This window comes from Streptomyces sp. NPDC002232, assembly GCF_042890295.1.
In the GTDB taxonomy this organism is placed as follows: Bacteria; Actinomycetota; Actinomycetes; order Streptomycetales; family Streptomycetaceae; genus Streptomyces.
Genome location: NZ_JBIARV010000005.1, coordinates 380,199 through 405,702, shown reverse-complemented (window position 1 = coordinate 405,702; position 25,504 = coordinate 380,199). Strand labels below are relative to the sequence as shown.

Genomic DNA, 25,504 nt, shown 5'->3' with positions numbered 1-25,504 from the left:
CGGCAGACCCGTTTTGAAGCAGAAGCAACCGACTGCGCAAAGGGGAAGCCATGACAGCGACGACCGACGGAAGCGCCGGGGCCGGTGGCCCCCGCGCGACCGCGGCCAGCAAGACGTACGACACCACCGCGCCGGAGGAGCTCGACGAGAGCGCCGCGCGGGCCGCCCGGCGGGGCGTCGAGCACCTGCTCGGCCGGCAGGACCCGGAGGGCTGGTGGAAGGGCGACCTGGAGACCAACGTCACCATGGACGCCGAGGACCTCCTCCTCCGCCAGTTCCTGGGCATCCTCGACGCCGACACCACCCGCGCCGCCGCCCTCCACATCCGCCGCGGGCAGGGCGAGGACGGCGCCTGGGCCACCTTCTTCGGCGGACCCGGCGACCTCTCCGCCACCGTGGAGGCCTATGTCGCCCTCCGGCTCGCCGGGGACCCGCCCGACGCGCCGCACATGGCCCGCGCCTCCGCCTGGGTCCGGGCCCGGGGCGGGATCGCCGCCGCCCGGGTCTTCACCCGGATCTGGCTGGCCCTCTTCGGCTGGTGGCGCTGGGAGGACCTGCCCGAGCTGCCGCCCGAGCTGATCTTCCTGCCCAAGTGGTTCCCGCTCAACATCTACGACTTCGGCTGCTGGGCCCGCCAGACGATCGTGCCGCTCACCGTCGTCTCCGCGAAGCGCCCGGTGCGGCCCGCGCCCTTCCCGCTGGACGAGCTGCACACCGACCCGGCCCGGCCGAACCCGCCCCGCCCGCTCGCCCCGGCCACCGGCTGGGACGGCCTCTTCCAGCGACTCGACAAGGCGCTGCACGTCTACCACCGCTTCGCCCCGCGCGCGGTCCGCCGCACGGCCATGAACGTCGCCGCCCGGTGGATCGTCGAGCGCCAGGAGAACGACGGCTGCTGGGGCGGCATCCAGCCCCCCGCCGTCTACTCGGTCATCGCCCTCCACCTCCTCGGCTACGACCTCCAGCACCCGGTCATGCGGGCCGGTCTGGAGTCCCTCGACCGGTTCGCGATCTGGCGCGAGGACGGCTCGCGGATGATCGAGGCCTGCCAGTCACCGGTCTGGGACACCTGCCTCGCCGCCATCGCGCTCGCCGACGCCGGGCTGAGCCCCGACCACCCGGCGCTCGTGAAGGCCGTGGACTGGATGCTCGACGAGGAGATCACCCGGACCGGCGACTGGGCGGTGCGCCGGCCCGGACTCCCGCCGGGCGGCTGGGCGTTCGAGTTCCACAACGACACCTACCCCGACATCGACGACACCGCCGAGGTCCTGCTCGCCCTGCGCCGGGTGCGGCACCCCGACCCGGAGCGGGTCGAGGCGGCCGTCGCCCGGGGCGCCCGCTGGACCCTCGGCATGCAGTCGAAGAACGGCGCCTGGGGAGCCTTCGACGCCGACAACACCAGCGTCCTCCCCAACAAGCTGCCGTTCTGCGACTTCGGCGAGGTCATCGACCCGCCCTCCGCCGACGTCACCGCCCACGTCGTCGAGATGCTCGCCTACGAGGGAATGGCCCAGGACCCCCGCGCCCGCCGGGGCATCGCCTGGCTGCTCGCCGAACAGGAGCCGCACGGCGCCTGGTTCGGCCGCTGGGGCGTCAACCACGTCTACGGCACGGGCTCGGTGCTCCCCGCGCTCGCCGCCGCCGGACTGCCGCTCTCCCATCCCGCGATCCGCCGGGCCGTCGGCTGGCTGGGGGCCGTGCAGAACGACGACGGAGGCTGGGGCGAGGACCTCCGCTCGTACAAGGAGGAGGAGTGGGTCGGGCGCGGCCCCTCCACCCCCTCCCAGACGGCATGGGCCCTGATCGCCCTCCTCGCCGCGGGGGAGCGCGACTCCGAGCCGGTCCGGCGGGGCGTCGCCTGGCTGACCGAGGCCCAGCGGGAGGACGGCTCCTGGGACGAGCCCCACTTCACCGGCACCGGCTTCCCCTGGGACTTCTCCATCAACTACCACCTCTACCGGCAGGTCTTCCCGCTCACGGCGCTCGGGCGCTATGTGTACGGGGACCCCGCGCCGCGCGGGGACGACTGATGGGCCGCGAGCCCGGCCCGGGCGCCGCCCCGCCGCTGCTGATCGCCTGCGCGCTCGGCATCGAGCACTTCGCCCTGCGCAGCGCGGACCGGGGCGGCGCGCCCGGCCCGGTCACCGTGGTGCGCACCGGCATGGGGCCCGACCGGGCCCGCCGCGCCGTGTCCCGGACCCTCGGCGAGGCGCGGTGGCGGGACGCCGCGGTGATCGCCTCCGGCTTCTGCGCGGGCCTCGCCCCCGGCATGCACCCCGGGGACCTCATCGTCGCCGAGGAGACCCGCGGCCCGGACGGCACGACCCCCTGCACCGGGACCGAGCTCCTGGTGCAGGCCCTGGAGCGGGCCGTACCCGGGCACGCCGTCCACACCGGACCGCTCATCGGCTCCGACCACGTGGTGCGCGGCCCCGAGCGGGTCGCGCTCCGGGCCGGCGGCGCGATCGCCGTCGACATGGAGTCCGCCGCCACGCTCCGCGCCGCGACGTCGTCCGGACCCCGCCCGGTTGCGGCCGTCCGGGTGGTCGTGGACGCTCCGGAACATGAACTGGTCCGGATCGGCACGGTACGCGGGGGAATATCAGCCTTCCGTGTTCTGCGTGCCGTCCTTCCCGCATTCTTCGAATGGCACCGTTCTTCGCTGCTCCCCAGGAGGTGAACGAGTTATGGCCATGCCGCTCCGTCAGTCCATCCGCGTCGGGACCTACCTCTTCGAACAGAAGCTCCGCAAGCGGGACAAGTTCCCGCTGATCGTCGAGCTGGAGCCGCTCTACGCCTGCAACCTCGCGTGCGAGGGCTGCGGCAAGATCCAGCACCCGGCGGGTGTCCTCAAGCAGCGCATGCCGGTCGCCCAGGCGGTCGGCGCGGTCCTGGAGTCCGGCGCCCCGATGGTGTCCATCGCGGGCGGCGAGCCCTTGATGCACCCGCAGATCGACGAGATCGTGCGCCAGCTGGTGGCCCGGCGGAAGTACGTCTTCCTCTGCACCAACGCGATGCTGCTCCGCAAGAAGCTGGAGAAGTTCACCCCCTCCCCGTACTTCGCCTTCGCCGTCCACATCGACGGCCTGCGCGAGCGGCACGACGAGTCCGTCGCCAAGGAGGGCGTGTTCGACGAGGCCGTGGCGGCCATCAAGGAGGCCAAGCGGCGCGGCTTCCGGGTCACCACGAACTCGACCTTCTTCAACACCGACACCCCGCAGACCATCATCGAGGTGCTCAACTTCCTCAATGACGACCTCCAGGTCGACGAAATGATGATCTCGCCCGCCTACGCCTACGAGAAGGCTCCCGACCAGGAGCACTTCCTCGGCGTCGAACAGACCCGCGAACTCTTCAAGAAGGCCTTCGCCGGCGGGAACAGGCGACGCTGGCGCCTCAACCACTCGCCGCTCTTCCTGGACTTCCTGGAGGGGAAGGCGGACTTCCCCTGCACCGCCTGGGCCATCCCCAACTACTCCCTCTTCGGCTGGCAGCGACCCTGCTACCTGATGAGCGACGGATACGTCCCCACGTACCGCGAGCTCGTCGAGGACACCGACTGGGACAAGTACGGCCGGGGCAAGGACCCGCGCTGCGCCAACTGCATGGCGCACTGCGGCTACGAACCCACCGCCGTCCTCGCCACCATGGGCTCCCTCAAGGAGTCGCTGCGCGCGGTCCGGGAGACGGTCTCCGGGAACAGCTCGTCATGACCGGCGGGTTCGACCTGCGGGCGCTGCTCTCCGAGCGCGGCGCGGAGCGGTACGAGCTGCACGCCAGGTACCTCAACCACCAGCTGCCCCGCATGCTGCACACCATCGGCTTCGACAAGGTCTACGAGCGGGCCGAGGGCGCCCACTTCTGGGACGCCGACGGCGTCGACCACCTCGACATGCTCGCCGGCTTCGGCGTGATGGGTCTCGGACGGCACCACCCCGTCGTCCGCAAGGCCCTCCACGACGTCCTGGACGCCCAGCTCGCCGACCTGACCCGCTTCGACTGCCAGCCGTTGCCGGGGCTCCTCGCCGAGCGGCTGCTCGCCCACAGCCCGCACCTCGACCGGGTCTTCTTCGGCAACAGCGGCACGGAGGCCGTGGAGACCGCCCTCAAGTTCGCCCGGTACGCCACCGGGCGGCCGAGGGTCCTCTACTGCTCCCACGCCTTCCACGGGCTCACCACCGGCTCCCTCTCCGTCAACGGGGAGCGGGGCTTCCGGGAGGGCTTCGAGCCGCTGCTGCCGGACACCGCGATCCCGCTGGGCGACCTCGACGCCCTGGAGCGGGAGCTGCGCAAGGGCGACGTGGCCGCCTTCGTCGTCGAGCCCATCCAGGGCAAGGGCGTCCACGAGGCGCCGCCGGGCTTCCTCCGGGGCGCCCAGGAGCTGCTGCACCGCCACGGTGCGCTGCTCGTCGCCGACGAGGTGCAGACCGGCCTCGGCAGGACCGGAGACTTCTACGCCTACCAGCACGAGGAGGGCGTCGAGCCGGATCTGGTCTGCGTCGCCAAGGCGCTCTCCGGCGGTTACGTGCCGGTCGGCGCCACCCTCGGCAAGGACTGGATCTTCAAGAAGGTGTACTCGTCGATGGACCGGGTCCTGGTCCACTCGGCGAGCTTCGGGTCGAACGCCCAGGCCATGGCCGCCGGACTGGCGGTCCTCGCGGTCATGGAGGAGGAGGGCACCGTCGCCCACGCCCGCAGGATGGGCGACCTGCTCTCGGGCCGCCTGAAGGAGCTCGTGCCCCGGTACGAGCTGCTGCACGAGATCCGCGGGCGCGGCCTGATGATCGGGATCGAGTTCGGACGGCCGTCCTCGCTCGGGCTCCGCGGGCGCTGGACGATGCTCCAGACGGCCCGCAAGGGCCTCTTCGCCCAGATGGTCGTCGTCCCGCTGCTCCAGCGGCACCGGATCCTCACCCAGGTCTCCGGCGACCATCTGGAGGTGATCAAGCTGATCCCGCCGCTGGTCATCGACGAGGCCGACGTGGACCGGTTCGTCACCGCCTTCACGGCGGTCATGGACGACGCCCACGGGGGCGGCGGGCTGATGTGGGACTTCGGGAAGACCCTGGTCAAGCAGGCGGTCGCGCAGCGCTGACCGGATCCCGTCGCGGATCCCCCCGGGGTTTTGCCTCTGAGGCAAGAAACTTGCCTCAGAGGCACGATCCTGGCGGAATGGACCCATGGACCACGTCCCCGGGGAGACCTCCCCGGACCCCGTCACTCCCGGCGTCCTGCCCGACGTCGCCCCGCAGCTGCGGGCCCTGCGCCGCCGCAGGGGCCTCACCCTGGAGGCCGCCGCCCAGCGGGCCGGTCTCTCGCCGGCCCACCTCTCGCGCCTGGAGACCGGGAACCGGCAGCCCTCGCTGCCGATGCTGCTCGCCCTGTCCCGCATCTACGGTACGACGGTCTCCGAGCTCCTGGGGGAGGCGCCGCCCGAGCGCGATCCGGTCGTCCGGGCCGGCCGCTCCGAACCGGTGGAGGCCGACGGCTGGATCTACCGCCAGGCGGGCGGCGCGGGCCGGGCGCTCCAGTGCCTGCGGGTCCACGTGCCGTACGCCACCCGGACCGACATCGTGCGCGTCCACCCCGGCGAGGAGTGGATCCACGTCCTGGAGGGGCGGGTGCGGCTCGCGCTCGGGGAGGCCGTCCACGTCCTCGATCCCGGGGACAGCGCGCACTTCGACTCGCTGACGCCGCACCGGATCGGCGCCGCGACACCCGGCGGAGCCGAGCTGCTCTTCGTCCACACCCTGATGCAGAGTCCCGTCGCCGAGCTGTGCTTCGGCGACGGGACGCCGCATCGGAGCTGACCATCCGTGACGCCTGCTCCGTGACGTTCACTCCATGACGATTCTTCAAGAAAGGAACGACATGTCCGAGAAGTCCGCACCTGTCACCGGCGAAGAGCGCGGTGACGGCAAGTTCCCCAAGGGGCTCGTGCTCCGGCTCTTCGCCTATCTGGTCGCCGGCCACCTCTTCGCCGGCTTCCTCTACCTGCTCTTCACGCTGGGCGGGCAGAACCGGTAGCGCTCCGGCTCCTCACGCCTCCGTGAGGAGCAGCTCCCGCAGCCGCTCCCGGGTCTCCGGGGCCAGCTTCAGGCCGTCGGCGAGGTAGGCGTCCACCGAACCCCAGGTCGTCTCGATCGTCTCGAAGGCGGCCCGCAGATACTCCACCCGCGCGTCGAAGAGCGGGCTCAGCAGCTCCATCACCTCGGGCGACATCGCGTCCTCGGCGACGGAGCTGCGGCGCACGTTGTAGCGGCGGTGCGGGTCGTTCGACTTCACGTAGTCGGCCTCGATCGCCTCCCGCTCGACGCCGATCGCGAGCAGCGTGATCGCGATGCCGAGACCGGCCCGGTCCTTCCCGGCCGCGCAGTGCATCAGGGCCGGGACGCTCTCCTCCGCCATGGAGTGGAGGATCCGGCTGTGCTCCGGGGTCCGCTCGACGATCATCCTCCGGTACGAGTCGGTCATCCGGGCGGCGGCCTTGCCGTCCCCGAGGATCTCCCGGAGCTGCGCGATCTCGCCGCCGCGCACCAGCTTCCAGAACTCCTTGCCGTCGGCCGGGTCGCTGAGCGGTATGTTCACGTTCCGCACGCCGGGCAGCTCGACGTCCGCGCCCTCCACCTTCCGGTCCGACTCGTTGCGGAAGTCGAAGACCGTGTGCAGGCCGAGCGAGGCGAGGAAGGCGGCGTCGTCCTCCGTCGCGTGGGCCAGGTGGCCGCTGCGGAAGAGGCGGCCCGGGCGGACGGCGCGCCCGTCCGCCGTCGGCAGGCCGGCCACGTCCCGGAAGTTGCGGACCCCCGCGAGCTCGGGCTCGGCGGCATCGGCGGGCGGGACCTGCGGCAGCTGCTGCGTCACGGCTGCTCCTGTTCTGTAGATCGGTTCCTGGGGCAATCATCTCTTTCCCGGACCCGGGCACGCACCCCCTCGGACGGGAATGGGTGATCTGTCCGTATTGAGGGTTTAGCGGTAACCCGCCCCGGTTGCAGGGGAGATGGGGATCGGCGCGTGAGCAGCGTCATAAACGTGACGGACCGTGCCTGATCGTCTTTTCCAAATACCCCCGGGAAAAGGGAGATCGAAGGACCGTCATCCACGGAGGGTGACCGGAATTCCGGCCGGACGACCCGCGATCCCGGAGTGCGTGGAATTCGCGGCTTGTTCGCCCCGACCCCACTCGTCTAGCGTCGCGCTCACTTCCGGACGGACCGCCGAATCCTGCCACCGACCGGATTCCACACTCACCCGTACGAGGCAGGAGCGGGGGACCCAGGTACTACGCCGATCCCTCGAAGAAGGACGGCTCGGGGTGAAGTCGCGTGCAGACGCGGCCGGACATCTCCAGTCCGAACCCGACAGCTCACCTCGCAGGCGCCGGAGAGGAATTCGCCATGCCCGCATCGGGTAAGCACCGCCGCGTCAAGTCCAGCCGCCTGACCCGCGGCATCGCCGCCGCCGGCACCGGCGGCGCCGTCGTCGCCCTCCCGCTCCTCGGAGCCACCGGCGCCCACGCCGCCGAGCAGGCCGCCCCGGCCGCCGCTCCCGCCCACGCCGTCGCCCAGGTGAAGGCCGCCGCCGTCCAGGCCGCGCCCACCACCACGAAGGCCGCGCCGAAGACGTACTCCGTCGTCCGGGGCGACTACCTCTCGAAGATCGCCGCCGAGCACCACGTCAAGGGCGGCTGGCAGAAGCTCTACCAGGACAACCGTCAGGTCGTCGGCGAGGACCCCGCGCTGATCCTGCCCGGGATGAAGCTCACCCTCGGCGCCAAGGGCACTGCCGAGCCCGCCGCGCACCAGAGCGAGGCGAGCACCGGCAAGAACGGCGACACCCCGCGCGCCTCGCGCAGCAGCGAGCGCTCCTCGGCCCCGGCCGCCGCCCCCGCGTCCGCCCCGGCGTCGTCCTCCTCGGCCGGCACGACCTCCTCCTCCGGCTGGGTCGCCCCGGTCAGCGGCGGCACCGGCACCGCGTACAAGGCCTCGGGCTCCATGTGGTCCTCCGGCTACCACACCGGTGTCGACTTCATCGCCTCGACCGGCACCACCGTCGTCGCGGTGGGCCCCGGCACCGTCTACTCCGCCGGTGACGGCGGCGCGTACGGCAACCAGGTCGTCATCCAGCACGCCGACGGCACCTTCTCGCAGTACGCCCACCTGTCCTCGATCTCCGTCTCCGCCGGCCAGACCGTCACCGGCGGCCAGCAGATCGGCCTCTCCGGCGCCACCGGCAACGTCACCGGCCCGCACCTGCACTTCGAGATGCGGACCGGCCCGGAGTACGGCTCCGACATCGACCCGCTGGCGGCCCTCCGTCAGCACGGCGTGAACATCTGACGCTCCTTCGGAGCCCCTCGGCGCCTCGCACCGCCTCAGGCCCGGCACTCATGTGCCGGGCCTGAGGCGTATTCCGTTTTGGGGGAATCTTTATCGGTGGCATATGTCACCCGTCGTCAACCCCTCCTTACGGTCGCGTAGGTCACACGGAAAGGTGAAGGATGTGCTCCCGTGGCAGACGATTCGAGATCAAGAGACAAGAACGCATTCGGGTCGTACGCGGCGATCGGCGACAGCTTCACCGAGGGCGTCGGAGACCCCGGGCCCGACGGGACGTACGTCGGCTGGGCGGACCGCTTCGCGGTCCTGCTCGCCGACCAGCTGCCGGAGCACGACGGCTTCCGCTACGCCAACCTGGCCGTACGCGGGCGCCTCCTCGACCAGATCGTGGCGGAACAGGTCCCGCGGGCGAAGGAACTCGCCCCCGACCTGGTGACCTTCTGCGCGGGCGGCAACGACATCATCCGCCCCGGAACGGACCCCGACGAGGTGGCCGAGCGCTTCGAGCGCGCCGTCGCCGACCTCTCCTCCGCCGTCGGCACCGTCATGGTGACCACCGGCTTCGACACCCGCGGCGTGGCCCTCCTCAAGCACCTGCGCGGCAAGATCGCCACGTACAACGGTCACGTCCGGGCCATCGCGGACCGCTACGGCTGCCCGGTCCTCGACCTCTGGTCGCTGAGGTCCGTCCAGGACCGGCGCGCCTGGGACGACGACCGGCTGCACCTCTCGCCCGAGGGCCACACCCGGGTCGCCCTGCGCGCCGCCCAGGTCGTCGGCCTGCCGGTGCCCGCCGACCCGGACCAGCACTGGCCGCCGGTCCCGCCGCGCGGCACGCTGGAGGTGCGCCGCGACGACATCCACTGGGCCAGGGAGTACCTGGTGCCCTGGATCGGGCGCCGGCTGCGGGGCGAGAGCTCGGGCGACCACGTCGAGGCCAAGCGCCCCGACCTCCTGCCGCTGTAGGCCTCAGCCTCCGGCGGCCGGGAGCGCGGCGGGGATCCGCTCCAGGACCCCGCCCGCGAACACGTCGTACAGCGGCAGCGTCTCCAGGTGGACGTAGCCGATGTGGCAGTCGCACCGGGCGAGGGGGCACGCGCGGGGACGCAGCGCGGCCCGGTACGAGCCGTCGTACAGGTTCCCCAGCTCGGCCCTGACGAAGTGGCAGCGCCGCACCGTCCCCTCGCCGTCCACCGAGATCACCGACTCGCCGGTGCGGCAGGGCAGCCCCGCGGAGCGGTGCGGATGCCGGCTGTACGGGAACAGCGGGTCGAGCTCCGTCCAGTCCTCGGCCTCCGCGTCGGTGTACGTGTGGCCCTCGGCCGCGTTCACCCAGAGGTAGACGTGCGGTGGCAGCGCGGCCCGCAGCAGGCGGGCCTCGTCCCGGTGCCCGGGGAGCCCGACCACCCCGACGCTGAACCGGACGCCCCGCTCCGCGAGCTCCCGGCACTTGCCGAGGAACCGCTCGCGCGGCGTCTCCCCCGGGTGGTACGTGCACCAGAGGGCCACGCTCTCCGGGTCGGCCTCGGCCAGCCACTCGGTCCGGCAGCTCAGATTGGTCTGGATCGCCACCCGCTCCACGTGCGGCAGCCGGGACAGCTCGACCAGCGCCCGCCGGTACCAGGAGCGGACGAGGCCCTCGCCCCACGGGGTGAAGAGGATCCGCAGCCGGTCCTCGGTCCGGTCCGCGGCCCAGCCGGTGAACCGTTCGAGCGCGGCCCGGTCCGCGCGCAGCTGCTCCCGGCTGTCCCGGCGCTTGGCGAAGGGACAGTAGGGGCAGTCGTAGTCGCAGGAGGCGAGCGGCCCCCGGTAGAGCACGGTGAGGTCCACGGGCGCCGCCTACTTCGTCTCGTACGCGGCCATCGCGGCCCGTACCGCGGGGGAGAACAGCTCGGGGCCGAGCCCGTCCGAGTGCGCGAGCCCCTCGGGCGACAGCCGCAGCAGGCCCGCCGGGGCGTCCGCGAGCCAGCCGTACTCCCCGAAGCGGGCGAGCTCCGGACCGAAGTCCGCGAACGGGGAGGACCCGAACCGCTCCTCGTACCCGGCGATCTCCATGCCCTCGGCCTGGAGCAGCGACTGGAGCAGATGACGGCGCCGGGCCTCGTCCGCGTCCACCGCCCGGCCGACCTCGGCGCGCGAGAAGTCCTCCGTCTCCGTGTACGCGTCGATGATCGAGCGGATCTCCCGCATGTCCACCGCGTAGTCGAAGGAGTAGTGCAGCGCCGAGGTGTACGAGCGGGCGCCGCATCCCAGGCCGATCATGCCGTCCGTCTGGCAGGCGTAGTCGTCGGGTCCCGCGGGGCCGGCGTCCGCCCGGCGGAACATCCGCATCGACACCTGCTCGTAGCCGTGCGCGAGGAGGTGGTCCCGGCCGTACCGGTAGAGCCGGAGCCGGTGCTCGTCCCACGCGCGGTCGGCCGCCGCCGGGTCCTGGATCCGGCCGAGGCCGGTGAGCGGGCGCACGTACAGCGGGTACAGATACAGCTCCTCGGGCCGCCAGGCGAGGGCCGCGTCCAGCGAGACCCGCCAGGACCGCTCCGTCTGGCCGTCGATGCCGTAGATCAGGTCGATGTTCAGCACGGGCACGCCGGTGTCCCGGATCCGGCCGAGCGCCGCCTCGACGTCCGCGCGGTGCTGCGGCCGGACCGCCGCCCGCGCCTCCGCGTCCACGAAGGTCTGCACGCCGATGCTCAGCCGGGTCGCGCCCCGGTCCGCCAGCAGCGCCAGCCGGTCCGCGGTCGCGGTCGCCGGGGAGGTCTCCACGGAGAGCGGCACCGCCCGCAGGTCCACCCCCGTCCGCTTCTCGGCGATGTCGCACAGCCGCTCCAGCTCGGCGGCGGTGAGGAAGGTGGGCGTGCCGCCGCCGAACGCGGCCGTCGCGAACCGCACCGGCGCGGTGTCCCCGAGGGCCTCGCGGACGGCGATGGCCTGCCGGTAGAGGGCGTCCTTCGGCTCCCCGGCCCAGAGTTGGGCCAGTCCGGGGCGCTCGGGGAGCGCGCGGTACGCCGTCTTGTGCGGATAGGCGTAGACGTAGCTGCGGTACGGGCGGGGCACGTCGCCCGGGGAAGGACGGGCGGCGTCGCCCGGGGAAGGGCGCTGGACGTCGCCGGGCGAAGGGCGGGGCAGGTCGCTCGGGAGCGGGTGGGCGGTGTCGCTCATGCCGCGACCTCGCTCTCGGGACCGGCCAAGACGAACTGCGCGTACGGCACGGTCCACACCACCTCGTGCCCCAGCCGGTGTCCGGTGAAGCCGTCCTCCCCGTAGGCGGTGCCGTGGTCGGAGCAGACGATCGCGAAACAGGGGCGACGGCTGCTCATCGCGGCGAAGAGCCGCCCGATGTGCCGGTCGACGTACTCCAGGGCCGCCGCGTGGGTCTCCCGGGAGTCGCCGGCCTCGGGGGTCGCGCCCGGCAGATGGAACCAGTTGGGCTGGTGCAGCGCGGACACGTTGACGAAGAGGAACAGGCGCTCCTCCCGCGGCATCCCCGCGACGACCTCCTCGGCGCACGCGACCTGGGACTCGAAGGAGCTGGGGGAGGCGACGCCGAACGAGGGCTCCCAGTGGCTCTCCGCGAACAGACCGGGGAGCACGGAGCCGAGCGGCGGCCGCTTGTCGAAGAACCCGACGCCGCCCACGCACACCGTCCGGTAGCCCGCGCCCGCCAGCGCGGACACGAAGTCCGGGGTGTCGTGGACCCAGGTCCCGTCCGCCGTCGACTCGCTGCCCGCGAAGCGGGCCGCGAACAGCCGGGGATGGGGCCCCTGAGCCGCCGGGGTCGGCAGGAAGCCCGCGAAGATCGCCTGGTGGGAGGCGTACGTGAAGCTCCCGGGCGCGTGCCGGCGCTCCCAGACGCCGCCGGGGAGGTGGCGCGCCAGATGCGGGATGCGGCCCTCCGCCGCGAGCTCGGCCGCCACGTCGTACCGGAGCGTGTCGAGGGTGACCAGGAGCAGGTCGTGGCTGCCGACGATCGCGTTCATGTCGGGCTGGTTCACGGGGTGCTCGTTCCTGTGGTGCGAGAGGCGTACGTGGTGGGCGGGCGACCCGGGACGGGCGCGTGGGCGGGAAACTGGGCGGCCACCTGGGCACCGTACGTGTCGAGTCCCTCGGCGCCGCCGCCGGGCAGGCCCGTCAGGCCGGGCAGCAGGTCGCCGAAGGCGTTCACCTCGCCGACGGCGAACCGCCGCCAGCCGCTCGCGGGCAGCAGGTCGACCCCCACGCACCGGGTGCCGGGGAAGACGGCGGCGGCCCGCTCGCAGACCCCGAGCGCGTCCTCCCAGCGGCCCCCGGCCGCCGCGATCGACGCCCGGGCCGCGTCGAGATCACCCCGGGCACCACCCAGGTGCAGATTGGTCATCGGGGAACGGCTGGTGCGGAGCACGGCGTGGGTGGCGCGCCCGTCGATCACCACCACCCGCAGATCGGCCGCCCGGCCGTCCTGCGTGGCCTTCGGCACCCAGCGCTCGACGTGCAGGCCGTCGGGGGCGAGGGCGTCCACGATCGCGGCGACCTCGTGCTCGCCCGTGTAGCGCCGCACCCTCAGGGAGTTGAAGAGCCGTCCGTCGCCCGCGCGCTCCACCGAGGTGGTCGCCTGGAACCGGCCCGCGCCGTTGGTCTCCACCGCGAGCACCCCCGAGGCGGAGGAGCCGTGCGCGAGCTTCACGAACACCCGGCGCGGCCCCGCCCCGCCGATCAGGGCCCGCACGTCCGCCCAGCCGCGCACCACCGGGGCGCCGGGCCCCGAGGTCGGCGACTCCGGGACCGGGACGCCGGCCGCCGCGAGCAGGCCGTGCGCGAGCCGCTTGTCGAACAGGACGGCCAGCTCGGCGGGGTCGTCGACCAGGACGGCACCCGCCTCCGCGACGGACCGGCCGAGGTCCGCCACGGCCCGCGTGAACCGTGCGTACCAGCGGCCGGTGCCCTCGACCCGGGCCGGATCGCCGACGCCGCGCAGGAGCAGATCGGTCTCCGGATCCTCACCGGGAGAGTCCAGCCGCACCGTCTCGCCCGCGTCGAACCGCGCCCGGCCCCGGAGCACGTCCGGCCAGGACACCGCCCGCGCCCCGGGCAGCCCGGCGGTCCGCAGCGCGTCCTGGAAGAACGCGACGCGACGGCCCGCCGGGTCGCCGACGACCACGAGGCGCGGGCCGGAGGTCATTCGGCGACCGCGACGTAGCGCCAGACGTCCCCGTCGCCGTCGTCCTCCGCCACCTGCGCGTCGTCGAGGTCGACGGTCACGCCGTACGGGACGAGCGCGGCGCGGACCCGCTCGGCCATCGCCGCCGACAGGTAGTGGTGGGACAGGTCGAGGTGGGTGAGGTGGGTCAGCGGCTGCCCGTCGAGGAGGGCCGCCGCGCCCTCGTCGGTGAGCACGCCCATGGACAGGTCGAGCCGCTCGATCCGGGCGACGACCGGCGCGCCCGCGACGGCGGCGGCCACGGCGTCCTGGATCACGCTGTCGCACAGGCCCAGCTCGCGCAGGGCGGGGAAGGCCGTGCCGGCCAGCAGCGGCGCCAGGTCGTCGGGGGTGCTGTCGCCGCCGTACTCGTCGGTGCCGAGCCACAGTTCCAGCTTCTCCAGGGCGGGCAGGTCGCTGCCCACGATGCCGCGCACCACCTCGGCGGGGAGGCCTCCGGTCTGCACCACGAGGGCCTTCAGGCCCGTGTGCCGGACCGACGGGAAGGCCAGCTCCGAACCGCCGCGCACCCCGAACTCCCCGAGGGCCGGGTAGGCGGCGAGGAGCGGCGTCACGTCGGACTGGATGATCCAGGAGATCTCGCAGTCCTCCCCGGTCATGTCGCCGAGGAAGACCGCCTCCAGGCCCGTCAGCCGGTCGTTCGCTCCGATGAGCGCGGTGACGATGTCCGCGGACGAGTTCTCGTAGGCCTCGTCCCAGCCGCCGACGACCAGCGCGCGCACCCGGCCCGTGTCGACCGTCTTCAGGAAGCGCTCGAACTGCGGACCCCACAGCTCGTCCCCGGGGTCGGAGTACGTCGGCGCCGAGATCCGCCACGCGACCGCGTCCGTCGCGGGCAGCCCGACCTGCGCGTCCGCGCCCGGGAAGTCGAACACGGGCAGGCCGTGGAATTCCTGCAGGTGGGTGCCAACGGTCATGGCGGCGCTCCAGACAACGATCGGGGTGGCTCGGCTGATGGAGAGAGTTGTACCAAGCGGCACCGACACCGCGCCCCTCCGGGTCGCCTCCGGAGCGATTGTCAGTGGCGGGTCCTAGCGTCGTTCCCATGTCCGGCCGCTCGTGCCGGACGGTAGGGGGAGAGCCATGTACCGGCAGGGAGACGTGCTGATCGTGCCCGTCGCGGAGACGGCCGTTCCGGAGCGGGTGAAGGGGGCGGCGGGGGAGCCGAGGGACGCCCGGGGCCGTCTGCTCCTCGCCCTCGGCGAGGTCACCGGACACGCCCACGCGGTCCCGGGCCCGGGCCGGCTCGTGCCGGAGCCCGGGCCCTTCGGCCCGCTCCTGCTCGAACTGCCCGAGGGCGGACGGGTGGTGCACGAGGAGCACGCGCCGATACCGCTCCCCAAGGGCTGGTACCGGGTGGTGCGGCAGCGGGAGTACGTGCCCGGCGCGTACCGGATCGTCGCGGACTGACGTCCGCCGGAGAGAAGTGAAGGACATGGGGGAGATCGAGATGAACCGCACCACCGCGGCGGACAGATGGCGGGCCGTCGCCGCCGCCACCGGGCCCGCCGACCGGGCGGCCGCCGAGGCGGGCGTCCGGCTCGCGTACCGCACGGCCGGCCTCGCGGAACCGGAGCGCGTCCTGTGGGCGGACTCGCCGCTCGCGGCCGTCACGCTCGTACGGGACCTGGCGGACCGGGGCCGTCCGGTCCGGGACGAGGTGCGCACCCGGCCCTGGGCCGAGGAGCGCCGCCGCCTCCACGACCTGCTCGGCCCGGCGGGCTGGGCCGAGCACTGGCAGGCGACCGGGGCGCACCTGTGGGACCGGACGCGGGGCCTCGCCGAGCGGATACGGGCGGGGGTGACGGAGGCCGCGGAGGCGGCGGGACCGGCGGCGGGCACCGGCGGGCCCGAGGTGCGGCTGCTGCTGCTCGACGCGGTGCTCGGCCAGCACGACGCGGCCTGGCTCGCCGCCTTCGACGGACACGGCGACCGGCTCGCCGGACTCGCCGCCGTCGCCGGGCACGCGGGCTGGTGGTGGCCGTACGAGCGCGCGGTCGTGGTGTGCGAGCGCCCCGTCGCACTCCACCGGGACGAGGCCGGGCGGCTGGACCGGGGCGACGGGCCGGCGCTCGCCTTCCCCGACGGCTTCGCCCTGCACGCCTGGCGGGGCATGGCGGTCTCCGCCGCGTTCCTCTCCGGTCTCGCCGGGCTCACCCCCGAGCGGATCCGCGACGAGGAGAACGCCGAACTGCGACGGGTGATGCTGGAGTACTACGGCTACGACCGCTACCTCGCCGCTTCCGGGGCCCGGCACGCGCACAGCGACGAGACGGGCGTCCTCTGGCGGATCGAACTCGCCGACGACGAGGACGTGGTGATGGTCGAGGTGGTCAACTCCACGCCCGAGCCGGACGGCACCCACCGCACCTACTGGCTCCGGGTGCCGCCCGCGACCAGGACCGCCCGGGAGGGCGTCGCCTGGACCTTCGGTCTCCTGCCGGAGGCGTACGAGCCGCTCGTCCAGACCTGAGCACCCGCCGGGGGACCGGGCCCGGTTGGTGCGGAGAGGTGAAGGGAGCCCCCGGTCAGGAGTGGCGCACGGGAGGCGGCGGCGCCGGGTGCTGGGATGTGCCCGCCGGAGACCCGGCACCCCCACCCCGAAGGGACCGCCCGTGACGATCCGCCGGCCCAGCGCCGCCCGTACCGCCCGACTGCTCGCCGCCACCGCCGTGCTCGGCGGCCTCCTCGCCGGCACCGCGGCCCCCGCCCTGGCCGCCGCGCCCGCGCGGACCGGTCTGCGCGCCGCCGCCCCGGCCACCGCCACGGTCACCGTCACGGGCAACGGCCGCGCCTCCGCCGCGCCCGACCTGGCGATCCTGTCGGTCGGGGTCGAGGTCGCCCGGCCGACGGCGAAGGAGGCGATGGCGGCGCAGAGCAAGGCGGCCGAGGTGCTGCTCGACGTCCTGCGCCGGCAGGAGATCGAGGACCGGGACATCCGCACCGACAGCCTCGCGCTGACCCCGGTCTACACCCAGACCAAGGAGGGGGAGAGCAAGGTGACCGGCTATCAGGCGGCGCAGTCCTTCTCCGTGAAGGTCCGCGTCATCGACAGGACCGGTCAGGTCGTCGGCGCGGTGAACGACGCCACCGGGGCCGCGGGCCGGGTCAACGGCGTGGTGTTCGACGTCGCCGACCCCTCGGCGCTCCGGGCCACGGCCCGTGAGGCGGCCTACCGGGACGCGCACGACAAGGCCTCGCAGCACGCGCGGCTGAGCGGCCACCGGCTGGGCCGGCTCGTGTCGCTGAGCGAGGGCGAGTCCGTGCGCCCGGGTCCCGGGGCGGCCCCCGGCTTCGCCGCGGACGAGACGGGCGTTCCGCTGGCGCCGGGCGAGATCGAGGAGCAGGTCACCGTCTCGGCGGTGTACGAGCTGGTCTGACGGGGGCCGGGACCGGGACCCGACCGGATCGGGTCGGACCGGGACCGGGTCGGGGACGGCCCGCTCGCGCGGTGCGTCGGGGGCGGGGCTAGGAGTCGGCGGCCCCGGGACCGTCGGCGTCCGCCCGTGCCCCGTCCGCTCGTGCCCCGTCCGCCCGCGCCCCCTCGGGTCCGGGGGGACCCGCGGGGGTGGGTGCGGGAGCGGGTGCCCGGTGTCCGTCGGAGCCGGGTGTCGCGGGGCGCTCCGCGGGGAGGTCCAGTTCGCGGGAGAGTGCCTCGTCCGCCCAGCGGAGCATCGCGCTGCGGGAGAGGGCGCCGGGATAGGCCGTCGTCTGGACGGCGAGGCCGTCCAGGAAGGCGGTGAGCCGCCAGGCCGCCGCGGCCGGATCCGGGCAGGGGAACTCCCCGGCGGCCACGCCCTCCTCGATCACCCGGGTCAGCTCCGCCTTCCACTCCTGGTCGAGGGAGGCGGCGACCCGGCGCAGCTCGGGATCGCGGAGCGAGGCCGCCCAGCCCTCGATCCACAGCCGCCAGCCCTTGGCCTGGCCGGTCGGGGCGTACCAGCGCACGGCGGCCCGCAGCCGTCGCTCCGCCGTGGAGCGTCGCCCCAGGATCCGTCCCAGCTGGGCGAGATCGGCCTCGGCGGCGTGCGCGAAGGCTGCGGCGACCAGCTGTTCCTTCGACGAGAAGTGGTAGAGCACGAGGGCGTTGCTCACTCCGAGCGCGGCGGCCACGTCGGAGATCCGGACGGCCGCGACGCCGCGTGCCTCGATCTGCTCGACGGCGGCCCCCAGCAGCTCGTCCCGCCGCTCGGCCACGCTCAACCGCACTCTCGCCACGCCGTGCAGCCTACACAGCACGGAAACGGAGCAAGATCGTCCACGGCTGGGGCGCGTGGGGGATCAGTACCAGCCGTAGCGCTCGGCGATGACGGGCAGCCGTTCGTCCACCAGCGCGTGCGCCGCGGCGCGCGGACTGACGCCGTCCGCCGCCGCCCGGTCGAGCATCCCGCCGACCAGGGCCCGCATCGAGCGCCGTACCCGGTCGAAGGCCTGCTCCGCGTCGGCCTCGATGTCGCCGAAGAGCGTCCACCACCACCAGGCGTTGGTGCACGAGTTCACGACCACGTCCGGCAGCACGGTCACGCCGCGCGCCGCGAGCGCCTCCTCGGCCTCCGGCAGGACGGGCATGTTCGCCGCCTCGGCGATCCAGCGGGCGCCGATCCGGTCCTGGTTCGCGCCATCGATCGCGTACGAGACAGCCGCCGGGACGAGCACCTCGGCGTCGGCCGAGAGCCACGCGTCCCGCGGCTCCTCGCGGTCGCCGGGCCGCAGGGCGGAGCGGTCGACGGTCCCGTGGGCGTCCCGGGCGGCGAGCAGCGCCTCGACGTCGAGGCCGTCGGGGTTCGCGATCGTGCCCCGGACGTCCGCGACGGCCACCACCCGCAGTCCGGCCCGGGCCAGGAAGCGCGCGGTCGCCCCGCCCATGGTGCCCAGGCCCTGCACCGACACCCGGGTCCCGGCGGGGGACCGCCCGGCCCGGTCCAGGGCGACGAGCACGGACTCGGCGACCCCCAGCCCGCCGACCAGCTCGTCCAGTCCGATCCCGTCCACCTCGATCGCGAACGCGTCGGCGAGCCGCTTCCGGGCCGCGGCCTCGTCGTCCAGGAGCGGGTACACGGCCTGCACGGAGGAGACGAGACCGGCCTCGGCCACGGCGCGGTCGACCAGGTCCTGGGTGAGCCCGAGGTCCTCCCCGGTGGTCCAGAAGCGCTCGACGTAGGGCCGCATGGCGCGCAGGTACCGCACGAGCACCCCGTACGCCTCGGGGGAGCGCGGGTCGCAGTCGATGCCGCCCTTGGCGCCGCCCAGCGGCACGTACCGGGCGGACGGGTCGTAGTGCAGGGCCTCCTTCATGGTCATGCCCCGGGCGAGCCCGGCGACCTCCTCGGCCGTGCACCCCTCCCGCATCCGCAGCCCGCCGCTGGCCACCCCGCGCACGAGCCGGTCGACCACGAGATGGCCCCGGCGCCCGGTCACGTGGTCGGTCCATCCGACGGACAGCAGGGGGGCGTGGCTCATCGCGGGTCTCCTCGTGGGGGACGGGGCCGACGGGACGGTCATACTGAACGGTGGTTCAGTATGACCGACCGCTCGGCGGTCTTCGGCGCGGGGCGCCCATAATGGAACGACCCCCAGAGATCAGGAGGTCCTGTGACCGGTACCGGCTCCGACCGTTCCCCACGGGCCCGGCTGCGCGCGCTGCGCCCGGAGTCCTTCGGCGCGGATCCCACGGGCGAGCGCCTCGCCCGGATCCGCCGCTCGCCGAACTTCGCGGACGGGATCTTCCAGAACCCCGAGCCGGCGCGACGCGGGCCCTCCGGGTCCGGCCTCGAGTTCGCCAAGATCTACTTCGAGAAGGAGGGACGCGCGCGCCGGGCGCCCACCGGCGCGATCCCCGTCCACCCCACCACCCTCGCCGACCTGGCCCAACCCCCGGCGACCGGTCTGCGCCTGACCTGGATGGGGCACTCCGGCGTCCTCGCGGAGATCGACGGCCACCGGGTGCTGTTCGACCCGGTCTGGGGCGACCGCTGCTCCCCGTTCCCCTTCGCCGGCCCGAAGCGGCTCCACCCGGTCCCCCTGCCGCTCGCCGCGCTCGGCCCGGTGGACGTGGTCGTGATCTCGCACGACCACTACGACCACCTCGACCTGCCGACGATCAAGGCGCTCGCCGGCACCGACACCCTCTTCGCGGTGCCGCTCGGCGTCGGGGCGCACCTGGAGCGCTGGGGCGTGGCCGCCTCCCGCCTGCGCGAGCTGGACTGGAACGAGTCCACCTCGGTCGGCGGCCTCACGCTCACGGCCACCCCCGCCCGGCACTTCTGCGGGCGCGGACTGCGCAACACGCAGCACACCCTCTGGGCGTCCTGGGTCGTGACGGGTCCCGACCACCGGATCTTCCACAGCGGGGACACCGGCTACTTCTCCGGCTTCGCGGACATCGGCGCCGCCCATGGCCCCTTCGACGCCACCATGATCCAGATCGGCGCGTACTCCGAGTTCTGGACCGACATCCACATGACTCCGGCCGAGGGCGTCCAGAGCCACCTCGACCTCCAGGGCGGCGCCCCGGGCGGGGTGCTGCTGCCGATCCACTGGGGCACCTTCAACCTGGCCCCGCACCCGTGGGCGGAGCCGGGCGAGTGGACGAAGGACGCGGCCGACGAGGCCGGCCAGGCGGTGGCGTTCCCCCGCCCCGGCGAGCCGTTCGAGCCCGCCGGGAAGCTGCCGGGGGAGCCGTGGTGGCAGGCGGTCTCCCGTCCGATCCCGCGCCCGTGGCGCCGCCCGCGTCCGGCCGGGACCGCGTCCGGGACGCGCAGCGACGACCTGGACCTCGCGGGCGAGCGGTGACGCCGGCGGGGGACGGCCAGGACGCCGTCCCCCGCGTCGGTCGCCGCTCGGTGGCGCCCGCCGCGGGCCCGGTCAGGGCCGGTGGGTCGGCGGTGCGTCCACGCGGCGGATCCGGCACCGGGCCGTGCCCTCGACGCGCAGGCTGATCCCGGCGGTGAGCCGGAGGTCGGTGTCCACGGCGTCGAACTCGTAGACCCGCAGGAGCATCGCCAGCACCAGCACCGACTCCATCATCGAGAAGTGCTGCCCGATGCAGGCGCGCGGGCCTCCGCCGAAGGGGAAGTAGGCGTAGCGCGGACGGGTCGCCTCGGCCTCCGGGGTGAACCGGTCGGGGTCGAAGCGCTCCGGGTCCGGCCAGTAGCGCGGGTGGCGGTGCGTGACCCACGGTGCCAGCATCACGTCGGCGCCCGCCGGGACGGTGTGGCCGCCGATCTCGCTCGCGGCGACCGCGCGCCGGCCGGTGACGGGGGCCGCGGGATAGAGCCGCATGGCCTCCTTGAGCACCCGCGTCAGGTAAGGGAGGCGCTCGACGTCGCCGGCGTCGGGCGTCCGGTCGCCCAGGGCGTGGTGGATCTCGTCGCGCGCCCGGGTCTGGATCTCGGGGTGCCGGGCCAGCAGATGCAGCGCGAAGGCGAGCGAGGTGGCGGTCGACTCGTGTCCGGCGAGCAGGAAGATCAGCATCTGGTCGCGCAGCTCGGTCGCGTCGAGCTCCCCGTCCTCCGCGTTCGTGGCGGCGGCGAGCAGCGACAGCAGGTCCTCCCCCTGCGGAGAGGTGCCGTCGCGCCGTTCGGCGACGATCCCGTCGCACACGCGGTACAGCTCGTGCACCGCGGCGGCCGCGCGCCGGTTGCCCGGAGTGGGCCAGTCGCGGGGGACGGTCACGGGGGAGTAGCCGCGGCGCATCGTGTACTCCGTGATGACCGGGAAGCACCGGTCGACGACGTCGATGGTGGCCTCCACGTCGGTGCCGAAGAGGATCCGGGCGACCGCGCGCAGCGCGAGGCGCATCATCTCGTGCGAGACGTCCACGATCCCCTCGGGCGCCTGCTCCCAGGCGTCGATGGTCACCTCGGTCTCGGTGACGACGGCGCCCGCGTATCCCTCCACCCGGCGCTTGGTGAACAGCGGCTGCACCAGCCGTCGTTGACGCAGATAGTCCTCGTCCTGGCTGGTCAGCAGGCCGTTGCCGAAGGAGTCCCGGATCTCCTGGTAGAAGTGGTTGTCCTTGCGGAAGTTGGCCGCCTCGGACCCCAGCACCTGGTGGGCGCCCTCCGCGGAGAACACGCAGTGCATCTCGGCCCGCACCCCCGGCGGGCCCGCGGTGATGCGCACGACGTCGCCGTGCGCGTGCATCGCGCGCAGATAGGTGCCCAGCGAGTCCGATTTCAGGTCGAAGAGCGAGCCGAGCAGGGGGACTCCCGCGAGCCGGGGAGCCTCCGTACCGCCGCTGTTCCGTGCCTCGGTCGTCTGCGTCATGTCCGTCTCCTCCGTCGTCTCCGTCACCGGTCTCTCCTTCCGGAACGCGTCCTCACGGCCGGCTCTCGCGGCCCTCGTCACAGCTGCTCGCCCAGGAAGTCCAGGACGTGACCGAACACGTCCAGCGCGGCCGCCCGTCCGATGAACGTGTCCGCGTGGCCGTAGCCGGGGACCTCCGTGTACCGGACGTCCAGGTGCGGCTGCCGGGCGGTGAGGACCTCGTGGCAGAGCTTCTGCGAGTCCCGCCACGTCCCGTTCTCGCTGCCGGACAGCAGGAGCACCGGGCAGTCGATCCGGCCGGCGTGGTCCAGGGCGTTCTCCGGGAGCGCCCGGTAGCGGTCGTCGCCGTGGTGCCAGCGCACGACGCTGCGCGCCAGGTCGATCCGCCGCAGGTGCGGGACGATCCACGTCGGCGCGGGGCCGAACAGCTCCGCCAGCCGGTCGTGCGTGGCCTCGGACAGGTGGTCGTGCACGTACAGCGAAGCGCCCATCCCCCAGGCCGAGTTGTGCAGGATCTGGCAGGTGGCGTCGGGGCAGTCCGCCTTCCACGAGGCCAGCGCGAACAGCGGCGTGTACTTCGACCAGAGCCCGACCCTGCGGAAGTCCACCGGGATGTGGTCGACGCGGGACCGGAGCAGTTCGCCGCCCAGGGCCATCCGCAGCGACGTCGTGCCCGCGAACCGGGGCGTCAGGAAGGCGCCCTGCGCCACCACCCCGGTCAGCCCCGGCACCAGGCCCGCGGCCATGCTCATCGACAGCGTGATCGCACCCAGGCAGTGCGCGACGGCGAACAGCGGCCGGTCGCCGATCCGCCGCCGGACGTGGGCCACCGCGTCGGGAATGTCGTACAGGGAGACGTCGTCGTACGTGTACGCGCGGCCCGTGGCGTTGTACGGCAGACGGCAGCTGCCCCGCCAGTCCAGCAGCCACGGCTCGTAGCCCTCGTCCAGCAGCACCTCGACCAGGTTCCGGGTCTCCGGCTGGACGAACATGTCCGAGGAGGCCGTGTGGCCGTGCAGGAGCAGCACCGCGGGCCGGTCGTCATGGCCGCGGGAGACCCTGGTCAGACCGATCAGGGTGCCGTCCCCGGCCCGGAGGGGGATCTCCTCGACGGTCGCCCCGTCGAGGCGGGCGTACAGCGGTCGCAGCGTCGTGGCCGACCGCCGCGTCATCGCTCGCCGGGTCGTCGCTCGCAGGATCATCGGTCGTGCTCCGTCGGTGTCGGGGTCCGGCGCAGGTCGAGAAGATCCGCGCCGACCCGGGCGAACGGGCCGAGCAGACCCCGGCCCACCTCCATGCCGAACCAGGCGAGCCAGGTCAGCTTGGCGGCCCGCTTCTCCTGACCGGACAGCCGGGGATCGACCCGGATGCCGTCGATCTGCTCGCGCACGTAGCTGTCGCCGGGCACGACGACCTGACCCTCCAGGCACGCCGGCTCGCCCTCGCGGCCCAGCGCGACGGTCAGGGTGCGCGTCTGGCGCCACAGATCCCGCCGCGCGCGGGCGTGCTTCCGGCCCTCCAGCCACCACACCCGGCCGTCGCGGTCGCGCAGCCGCAACCGGTAGCGCAGCAGGGTGTGGCGCAGACCGTGCTCCTCCGGGATCCCGCCCTGGGGGCGGACCCACAGATCGCCCCGCTCGACCACGAGGGGTTCGGGGTGCAGCAGGGCGCAGGAGAGCTCTCCGCCGATGTCGATCCGGCGCTCCCGCTGGAGCTGGTACATGCTCGCGATCGACAGGGTCAGCCGCAGCGTGCACGGGGTGTCGGGGAGCGCGCCGACCGGCCCCAGGGCCCCCTCCATCGTCTCCGGGAACCACAGGTACGGCGGATCGTCCCGCTCGGGGAGCCGGCCGAGCCCGTCCCGCGCCAGCTTCTCGAAGGTCTTCAGCTGCGCCCGGGCGTCGTAACGGGCCGCGGGCGGCAGGTTCCGCGCGGCGACGAACGCGTCCGTCCGCTCACTGGTGCATTCCGGACCCCGCAGCGTCGCCTCGCACAGCTTCACGGCCGTGGGGCTCTCCAGCACCCGTGCCAGGAAGTCCAGTTCGGGGACCGGATCGGCCTTCAGCCGTGCCACGGTGTCGACCCGCCACTCCTCCCAGTCCTGGACGCGGACGGCCATGCCGCCGAGCGACATCTCGCGCACCAGGTCCGGAAGCGTGTTGGGCCTGCCCGTCAGGTGGTAGTTGTAGCCCCAGGCGCCCGGCTCCAGGACCACGCCCACCGCCACCCGGCTCACCCAGTCCACGGGGGCGCTGTTGAGGCAGCTGAAGGCCGGCACCCTGCGGAAGCGGGCGATCGCCGAGGTCAGGCCGCTGCTGAGGTCCTGGGGGTTGTAGGCACCCGTCCGGGTGTGTCCGGCGATGCCCCCGGGACGCAGCATCGTGACGACCAGTCCGTGGTCACGGGCCCGCCGGAGCACGGCCTCCGCGGCCCACTTCGACTTGTCGTACCCGGCGACCAGCCGGTCGATGTGCGCGACCGGGTCGTCCTCGCCCATGGAGGCGATGCCGAGCTCGTTGAAGACCGCGACCGAGGAGACGTGGTGCAGCGGCTTCGGACGTCCGGTCGCCGCGAGCTCCGCCAGCGTCAGCGGACCGATCACGTTGCTCTGCCGCAGCGACGGGTACCCGCGCAGGAAGTCCACCGCCGCGGCCACCCCGACGACCGAGTCCACCTCCTGCGCCAGGGCGTTCCAGCGCTCGTCCGGCAGCCCCAGCCTCGGCTGCCGGATGTCGCCGGTGAGGACCGTGACGCGCCGTCGTATCTCGGAGGACCACGGCAGGGCGTACGAGGACAGCGCGGCGCCGAGCCGCTTGGTCCCCTCCTCCTCGTCCGCCGCGCGCACCAGGCACACGACGTGCGCGTCGCTGTGCCGCAGCAGATCGAGCAGCATGTGCCCGCCGAGGAAGCCGGTCGCCCCGGTCAGCAGGATCCGGCGCGGTACGGCCGGCTCCGGCGGACCGGCCCACGGCAGGGCGTCGGCGCGGGCGAGGTCGGCCAGGATCAGGTCGAGGTCCTCCTCGGCGGCGCCCGCCGGCACGGCCCGCGCGGTCGGCACGGGGGCCGTACCGGCGGGCGACAGGCCCGGCACGGGCCGGGTGCCGCCGGCCGAGAGCCGGCGTGCGGCGATGCGGCGGGGCCTGGCGTCGGCGAACACGTCGTCGAGGCCGACCTCCACGCCGAGCTCGCGGGCCAGCGCGGCGACGAGTTCCACCGCGTCGACCGAGGTCCCTCCGGCGTCGAAGAAGTCGGTGTCGGGCCCCATGGAGGCGGCCGGGAGGAACCGCGCGGCCACGGCGGAGATCGCCTCGGCCAGGGCCGTCACGTCGTCCGCCGTCACGTTCTCCGCCGCCGCGTGCTCCGGCCCTGCTTCCCGCGGCCCCGTTTCCGCCGTCCCCGTTTCCTCCGGCCCTGCTTCTTCCGTCGTGGTGTGGCCCGTCTCGTGAACGCGTACGGTCCCGGGCGAGGCCGGGGGAGACGCCGTGGCCGTCGGCCGGACCAGGGCCAGCAGATCGGCCACGCCGAGCGGCCCGCCGCCCCGCTCGATCGACACCGCTGCCAGGTGCTGCCCGCCCTCGGGGCCGGTCACGGGCGCGTCCGCGCTCGGCTTGCCCACTGGCGCGTCCGTGCCCACGTCGCCCACCGGCGTGTCCGCGCTCGGCTCGCCCGCCGGCGCGTCCGCGCTCACCTCGCCCATCGGGTC

General features: G+C 73.8%; 22 protein-coding genes, 1 pseudogene and 1 riboswitch. Of the genes and pseudogenes, 12 read left to right on the top strand and 11 right to left on the bottom strand.

The window, feature by feature from the left end:
• The first annotated feature begins 50 nt into the window (after positions 1 to 50).
• The 6 genes from shc (at position 51) to ACFYXU_RS24835 (ending at position 6,030) form a co-directional block, all read left to right on the top strand.
• A complete protein-coding gene (gene shc / locus ACFYXU_RS24860; RefSeq protein WP_376511018.1) occupies positions 51 to 2,033 on the top strand; it encodes a squalene--hopene cyclase in 1,983 nt (660 codons plus the stop codon).
• Complete coding sequence (locus tag ACFYXU_RS24855; protein ID WP_389460010.1) at positions 2,033 to 2,683, top strand: 1-hydroxy-2-methyl-2-butenyl 4-diphosphate reductase; 651 nt, start codon at positions 2,033 to 2,035, stop codon at positions 2,681 to 2,683. Before shc ends, ACFYXU_RS24855 begins: the two co-directional genes overlap by 1 nt.
• 7 nt (positions 2,684 to 2,690) lie before the next feature.
• Complete coding sequence (gene hpnH / locus ACFYXU_RS24850) at positions 2,691 to 3,716, top strand: adenosyl-hopene transferase HpnH (protein WP_361400622.1); 1,026 nt, start codon at positions 2,691 to 2,693, stop codon at positions 3,714 to 3,716.
• Entirely contained in the window at positions 3,713 to 5,098 is a 1,386-nt protein-coding gene (locus tag ACFYXU_RS24845; protein WP_329853748.1) for an aspartate aminotransferase family protein, read from the top strand. Before hpnH ends, ACFYXU_RS24845 begins: the two co-directional genes overlap by 4 nt.
• Before the next feature lie 85 nt (positions 5,099 to 5,183).
• Positions 5,184 to 5,813, top strand: coding sequence for a helix-turn-helix domain-containing protein (locus ACFYXU_RS24840; protein ID WP_376511023.1), 630 nt, complete (start codon positions 5,184 to 5,186; stop codon positions 5,811 to 5,813).
• Positions 5,814 to 5,874: 61 nt separating this feature from the next.
• The gene (locus ACFYXU_RS24835) at positions 5,875 to 6,030 is read left to right on the top strand and encodes a DUF6126 family protein (RefSeq protein WP_329853746.1); all 156 of its coding nucleotides are present in this window, start codon (positions 5,875 to 5,877) and stop codon (positions 6,028 to 6,030) included.
• Positions 6,031 to 6,042: 12 nt separating this feature from the next.
• Here the strand turns inward: ACFYXU_RS24835 and ACFYXU_RS24830 are convergent, their stop codons facing one another.
• Positions 6,043 to 6,864, bottom strand: coding sequence for a tyrosine-protein phosphatase (locus ACFYXU_RS24830; protein WP_376511025.1), 822 nt, complete (start codon positions 6,862 to 6,864; stop codon positions 6,043 to 6,045).
• Between the two features lie 341 nt (positions 6,865 to 7,205).
• Positions 7,206 to 7,393, top strand: a riboswitch (cyclic di-AMP (ydaO/yuaA leader).
• Positions 7,394 to 7,397: 4 nt separating this feature from the next.
• Here ACFYXU_RS24830 and ACFYXU_RS24825 point away from each other — a divergent pair.
• A complete protein-coding gene (locus ACFYXU_RS24825) occupies positions 7,398 to 8,339 on the top strand; it encodes a peptidoglycan DD-metalloendopeptidase family protein (protein ID WP_376511027.1) in 942 nt (313 codons plus the stop codon).
• Between the two features lie 171 nt (positions 8,340 to 8,510).
• On the top strand, positions 8,511 to 9,305 hold the full coding sequence (locus ACFYXU_RS24820; protein ID WP_329853743.1) for an SGNH/GDSL hydrolase family protein: 795 nt from the start codon (positions 8,511 to 8,513) through the stop codon (positions 9,303 to 9,305).
• A 3-nt stretch (positions 9,306 to 9,308) separates the two neighbouring features.
• On the opposite strand, the gene ACFYXU_RS24815 is transcribed toward ACFYXU_RS24820, so the two are convergent.
• From ACFYXU_RS24815 to ACFYXU_RS24795, 5 genes are read right to left on the bottom strand one after another with little or no spacing between them, the layout of a single operon-like run.
• Complete coding sequence (locus ACFYXU_RS24815; protein WP_361400635.1) at positions 9,309 to 10,169, bottom strand: STM4011 family radical SAM protein; 861 nt, start codon at positions 10,167 to 10,169, stop codon at positions 9,309 to 9,311.
• A gap of 9 nt (positions 10,170 to 10,178) precedes the next feature.
• Positions 10,179 to 11,498 carry an STM4012 family radical SAM protein gene (locus ACFYXU_RS24810; protein ID WP_389460007.1) on the bottom strand — a complete coding sequence of 440 codons (1,320 nt, stop codon included), beginning with the start codon at positions 11,496 to 11,498 and terminating at the stop codon, positions 10,179 to 10,181.
• Positions 11,495 to 12,316, bottom strand: coding sequence for an STM4013/SEN3800 family hydrolase (locus tag ACFYXU_RS24805; protein WP_376511076.1), 822 nt, complete (start codon positions 12,314 to 12,316; stop codon positions 11,495 to 11,497). Before ACFYXU_RS24805 ends, ACFYXU_RS24810 begins: the two co-directional genes overlap by 4 nt.
• An 11-nt stretch (positions 12,317 to 12,327) precedes the next feature.
• Entirely contained in the window at positions 12,328 to 13,494 is a 1,167-nt protein-coding gene (locus tag ACFYXU_RS24800) for an STM4014 family protein (RefSeq protein ID WP_389406292.1), read from the bottom strand.
• On the bottom strand, positions 13,491 to 14,450 hold the full coding sequence (locus ACFYXU_RS24795) for an STM4015 family protein (RefSeq protein WP_389460004.1): 960 nt from the start codon (positions 14,448 to 14,450) through the stop codon (positions 13,491 to 13,493). The genes ACFYXU_RS24800 and ACFYXU_RS24795 overlap by 4 nt, the downstream gene beginning before the upstream one ends.
• A 166-nt stretch (positions 14,451 to 14,616) precedes the next feature.
• On the opposite strand from ACFYXU_RS24795, the gene ACFYXU_RS24790 reads away from it, so the two are divergent.
• The 3 genes from ACFYXU_RS24790 to ACFYXU_RS24780 all read left to right on the top strand — a co-directional run bounded on the left by ACFYXU_RS24790 (position 14,617) and on the right by ACFYXU_RS24780 (position 16,913).
• On the top strand, positions 14,617 to 14,943 hold the full coding sequence (locus ACFYXU_RS24790; protein WP_329853733.1) for a hypothetical protein: 327 nt from the start codon (positions 14,617 to 14,619) through the stop codon (positions 14,941 to 14,943).
• Positions 14,944 to 14,968: 25 nt separating this feature from the next.
• Positions 14,969 to 16,006: a DUF6745 domain-containing protein gene (locus ACFYXU_RS24785; RefSeq protein WP_389406291.1), complete on the top strand. Its 1,038-nt coding sequence runs from the start codon at positions 14,969 to 14,971 to the stop codon at positions 16,004 to 16,006.
• 142 nt (positions 16,007 to 16,148) lie between these two features.
• Complete coding sequence (locus ACFYXU_RS24780; RefSeq protein ID WP_389460002.1) at positions 16,149 to 16,913, top strand: SIMPL domain-containing protein; 765 nt, start codon at positions 16,149 to 16,151, stop codon at positions 16,911 to 16,913.
• Between the two features lie 241 nt (positions 16,914 to 17,154).
• On the opposite strand, the pseudogene ACFYXU_RS24775 reads toward ACFYXU_RS24780, so the two are convergent.
• Together ACFYXU_RS24775 and ACFYXU_RS24770 are read right to left on the bottom strand one after the other, a co-directional pair.
• Positions 17,155 to 17,751: pseudogene (locus tag ACFYXU_RS24775) on the bottom strand (TetR/AcrR family transcriptional regulator); the annotation flags it as partial.
• 63 nt (positions 17,752 to 17,814) lie between these two features.
• Positions 17,815 to 18,993 (bottom strand): Glu/Leu/Phe/Val dehydrogenase dimerization domain-containing protein, encoded by a 1,179-nt coding sequence (locus tag ACFYXU_RS24770; protein WP_389460000.1) that lies wholly within the window; start codon positions 18,991 to 18,993, stop codon positions 17,815 to 17,817.
• A gap of 132 nt (positions 18,994 to 19,125) precedes the next feature.
• On the opposite strand from ACFYXU_RS24770, the gene ACFYXU_RS24765 reads away from it, so the two are divergent.
• Positions 19,126 to 20,325 carry an MBL fold metallo-hydrolase gene (locus ACFYXU_RS24765; protein ID WP_389459998.1) on the top strand — a complete coding sequence of 400 codons (1,200 nt, stop codon included), beginning with the start codon at positions 19,126 to 19,128 and terminating at the stop codon, positions 20,323 to 20,325.
• A 72-nt stretch (positions 20,326 to 20,397) separates the two neighbouring features.
• Here ACFYXU_RS24765 and ACFYXU_RS24760 read toward each other — a convergent pair whose 3' ends face one another.
• From ACFYXU_RS24760 to ACFYXU_RS24750, 3 genes are all read right to left on the bottom strand, one after another.
• Positions 20,398 to 21,801, bottom strand: a complete 1,404-nt coding sequence (locus ACFYXU_RS24760) for a cytochrome P450 (protein WP_376511044.1) — start codon at positions 21,799 to 21,801, stop codon at positions 20,398 to 20,400.
• Between the two features lie 77 nt (positions 21,802 to 21,878).
• A complete protein-coding gene (locus tag ACFYXU_RS24755; RefSeq protein WP_389459996.1) occupies positions 21,879 to 23,003 on the bottom strand; it encodes an alpha/beta fold hydrolase in 1,125 nt (374 codons plus the stop codon).
• Positions 23,000 to 25,498 carry a thioester reductase domain-containing protein gene (locus ACFYXU_RS24750; protein WP_389459994.1) on the bottom strand — a complete coding sequence of 833 codons (2,499 nt, stop codon included), beginning with the start codon at positions 25,496 to 25,498 and terminating at the stop codon, positions 23,000 to 23,002. The genes ACFYXU_RS24755 and ACFYXU_RS24750 overlap by 4 nt, the downstream gene beginning before the upstream one ends.
• Positions 25,499 to 25,504: the final 6 nt, after the last annotated feature.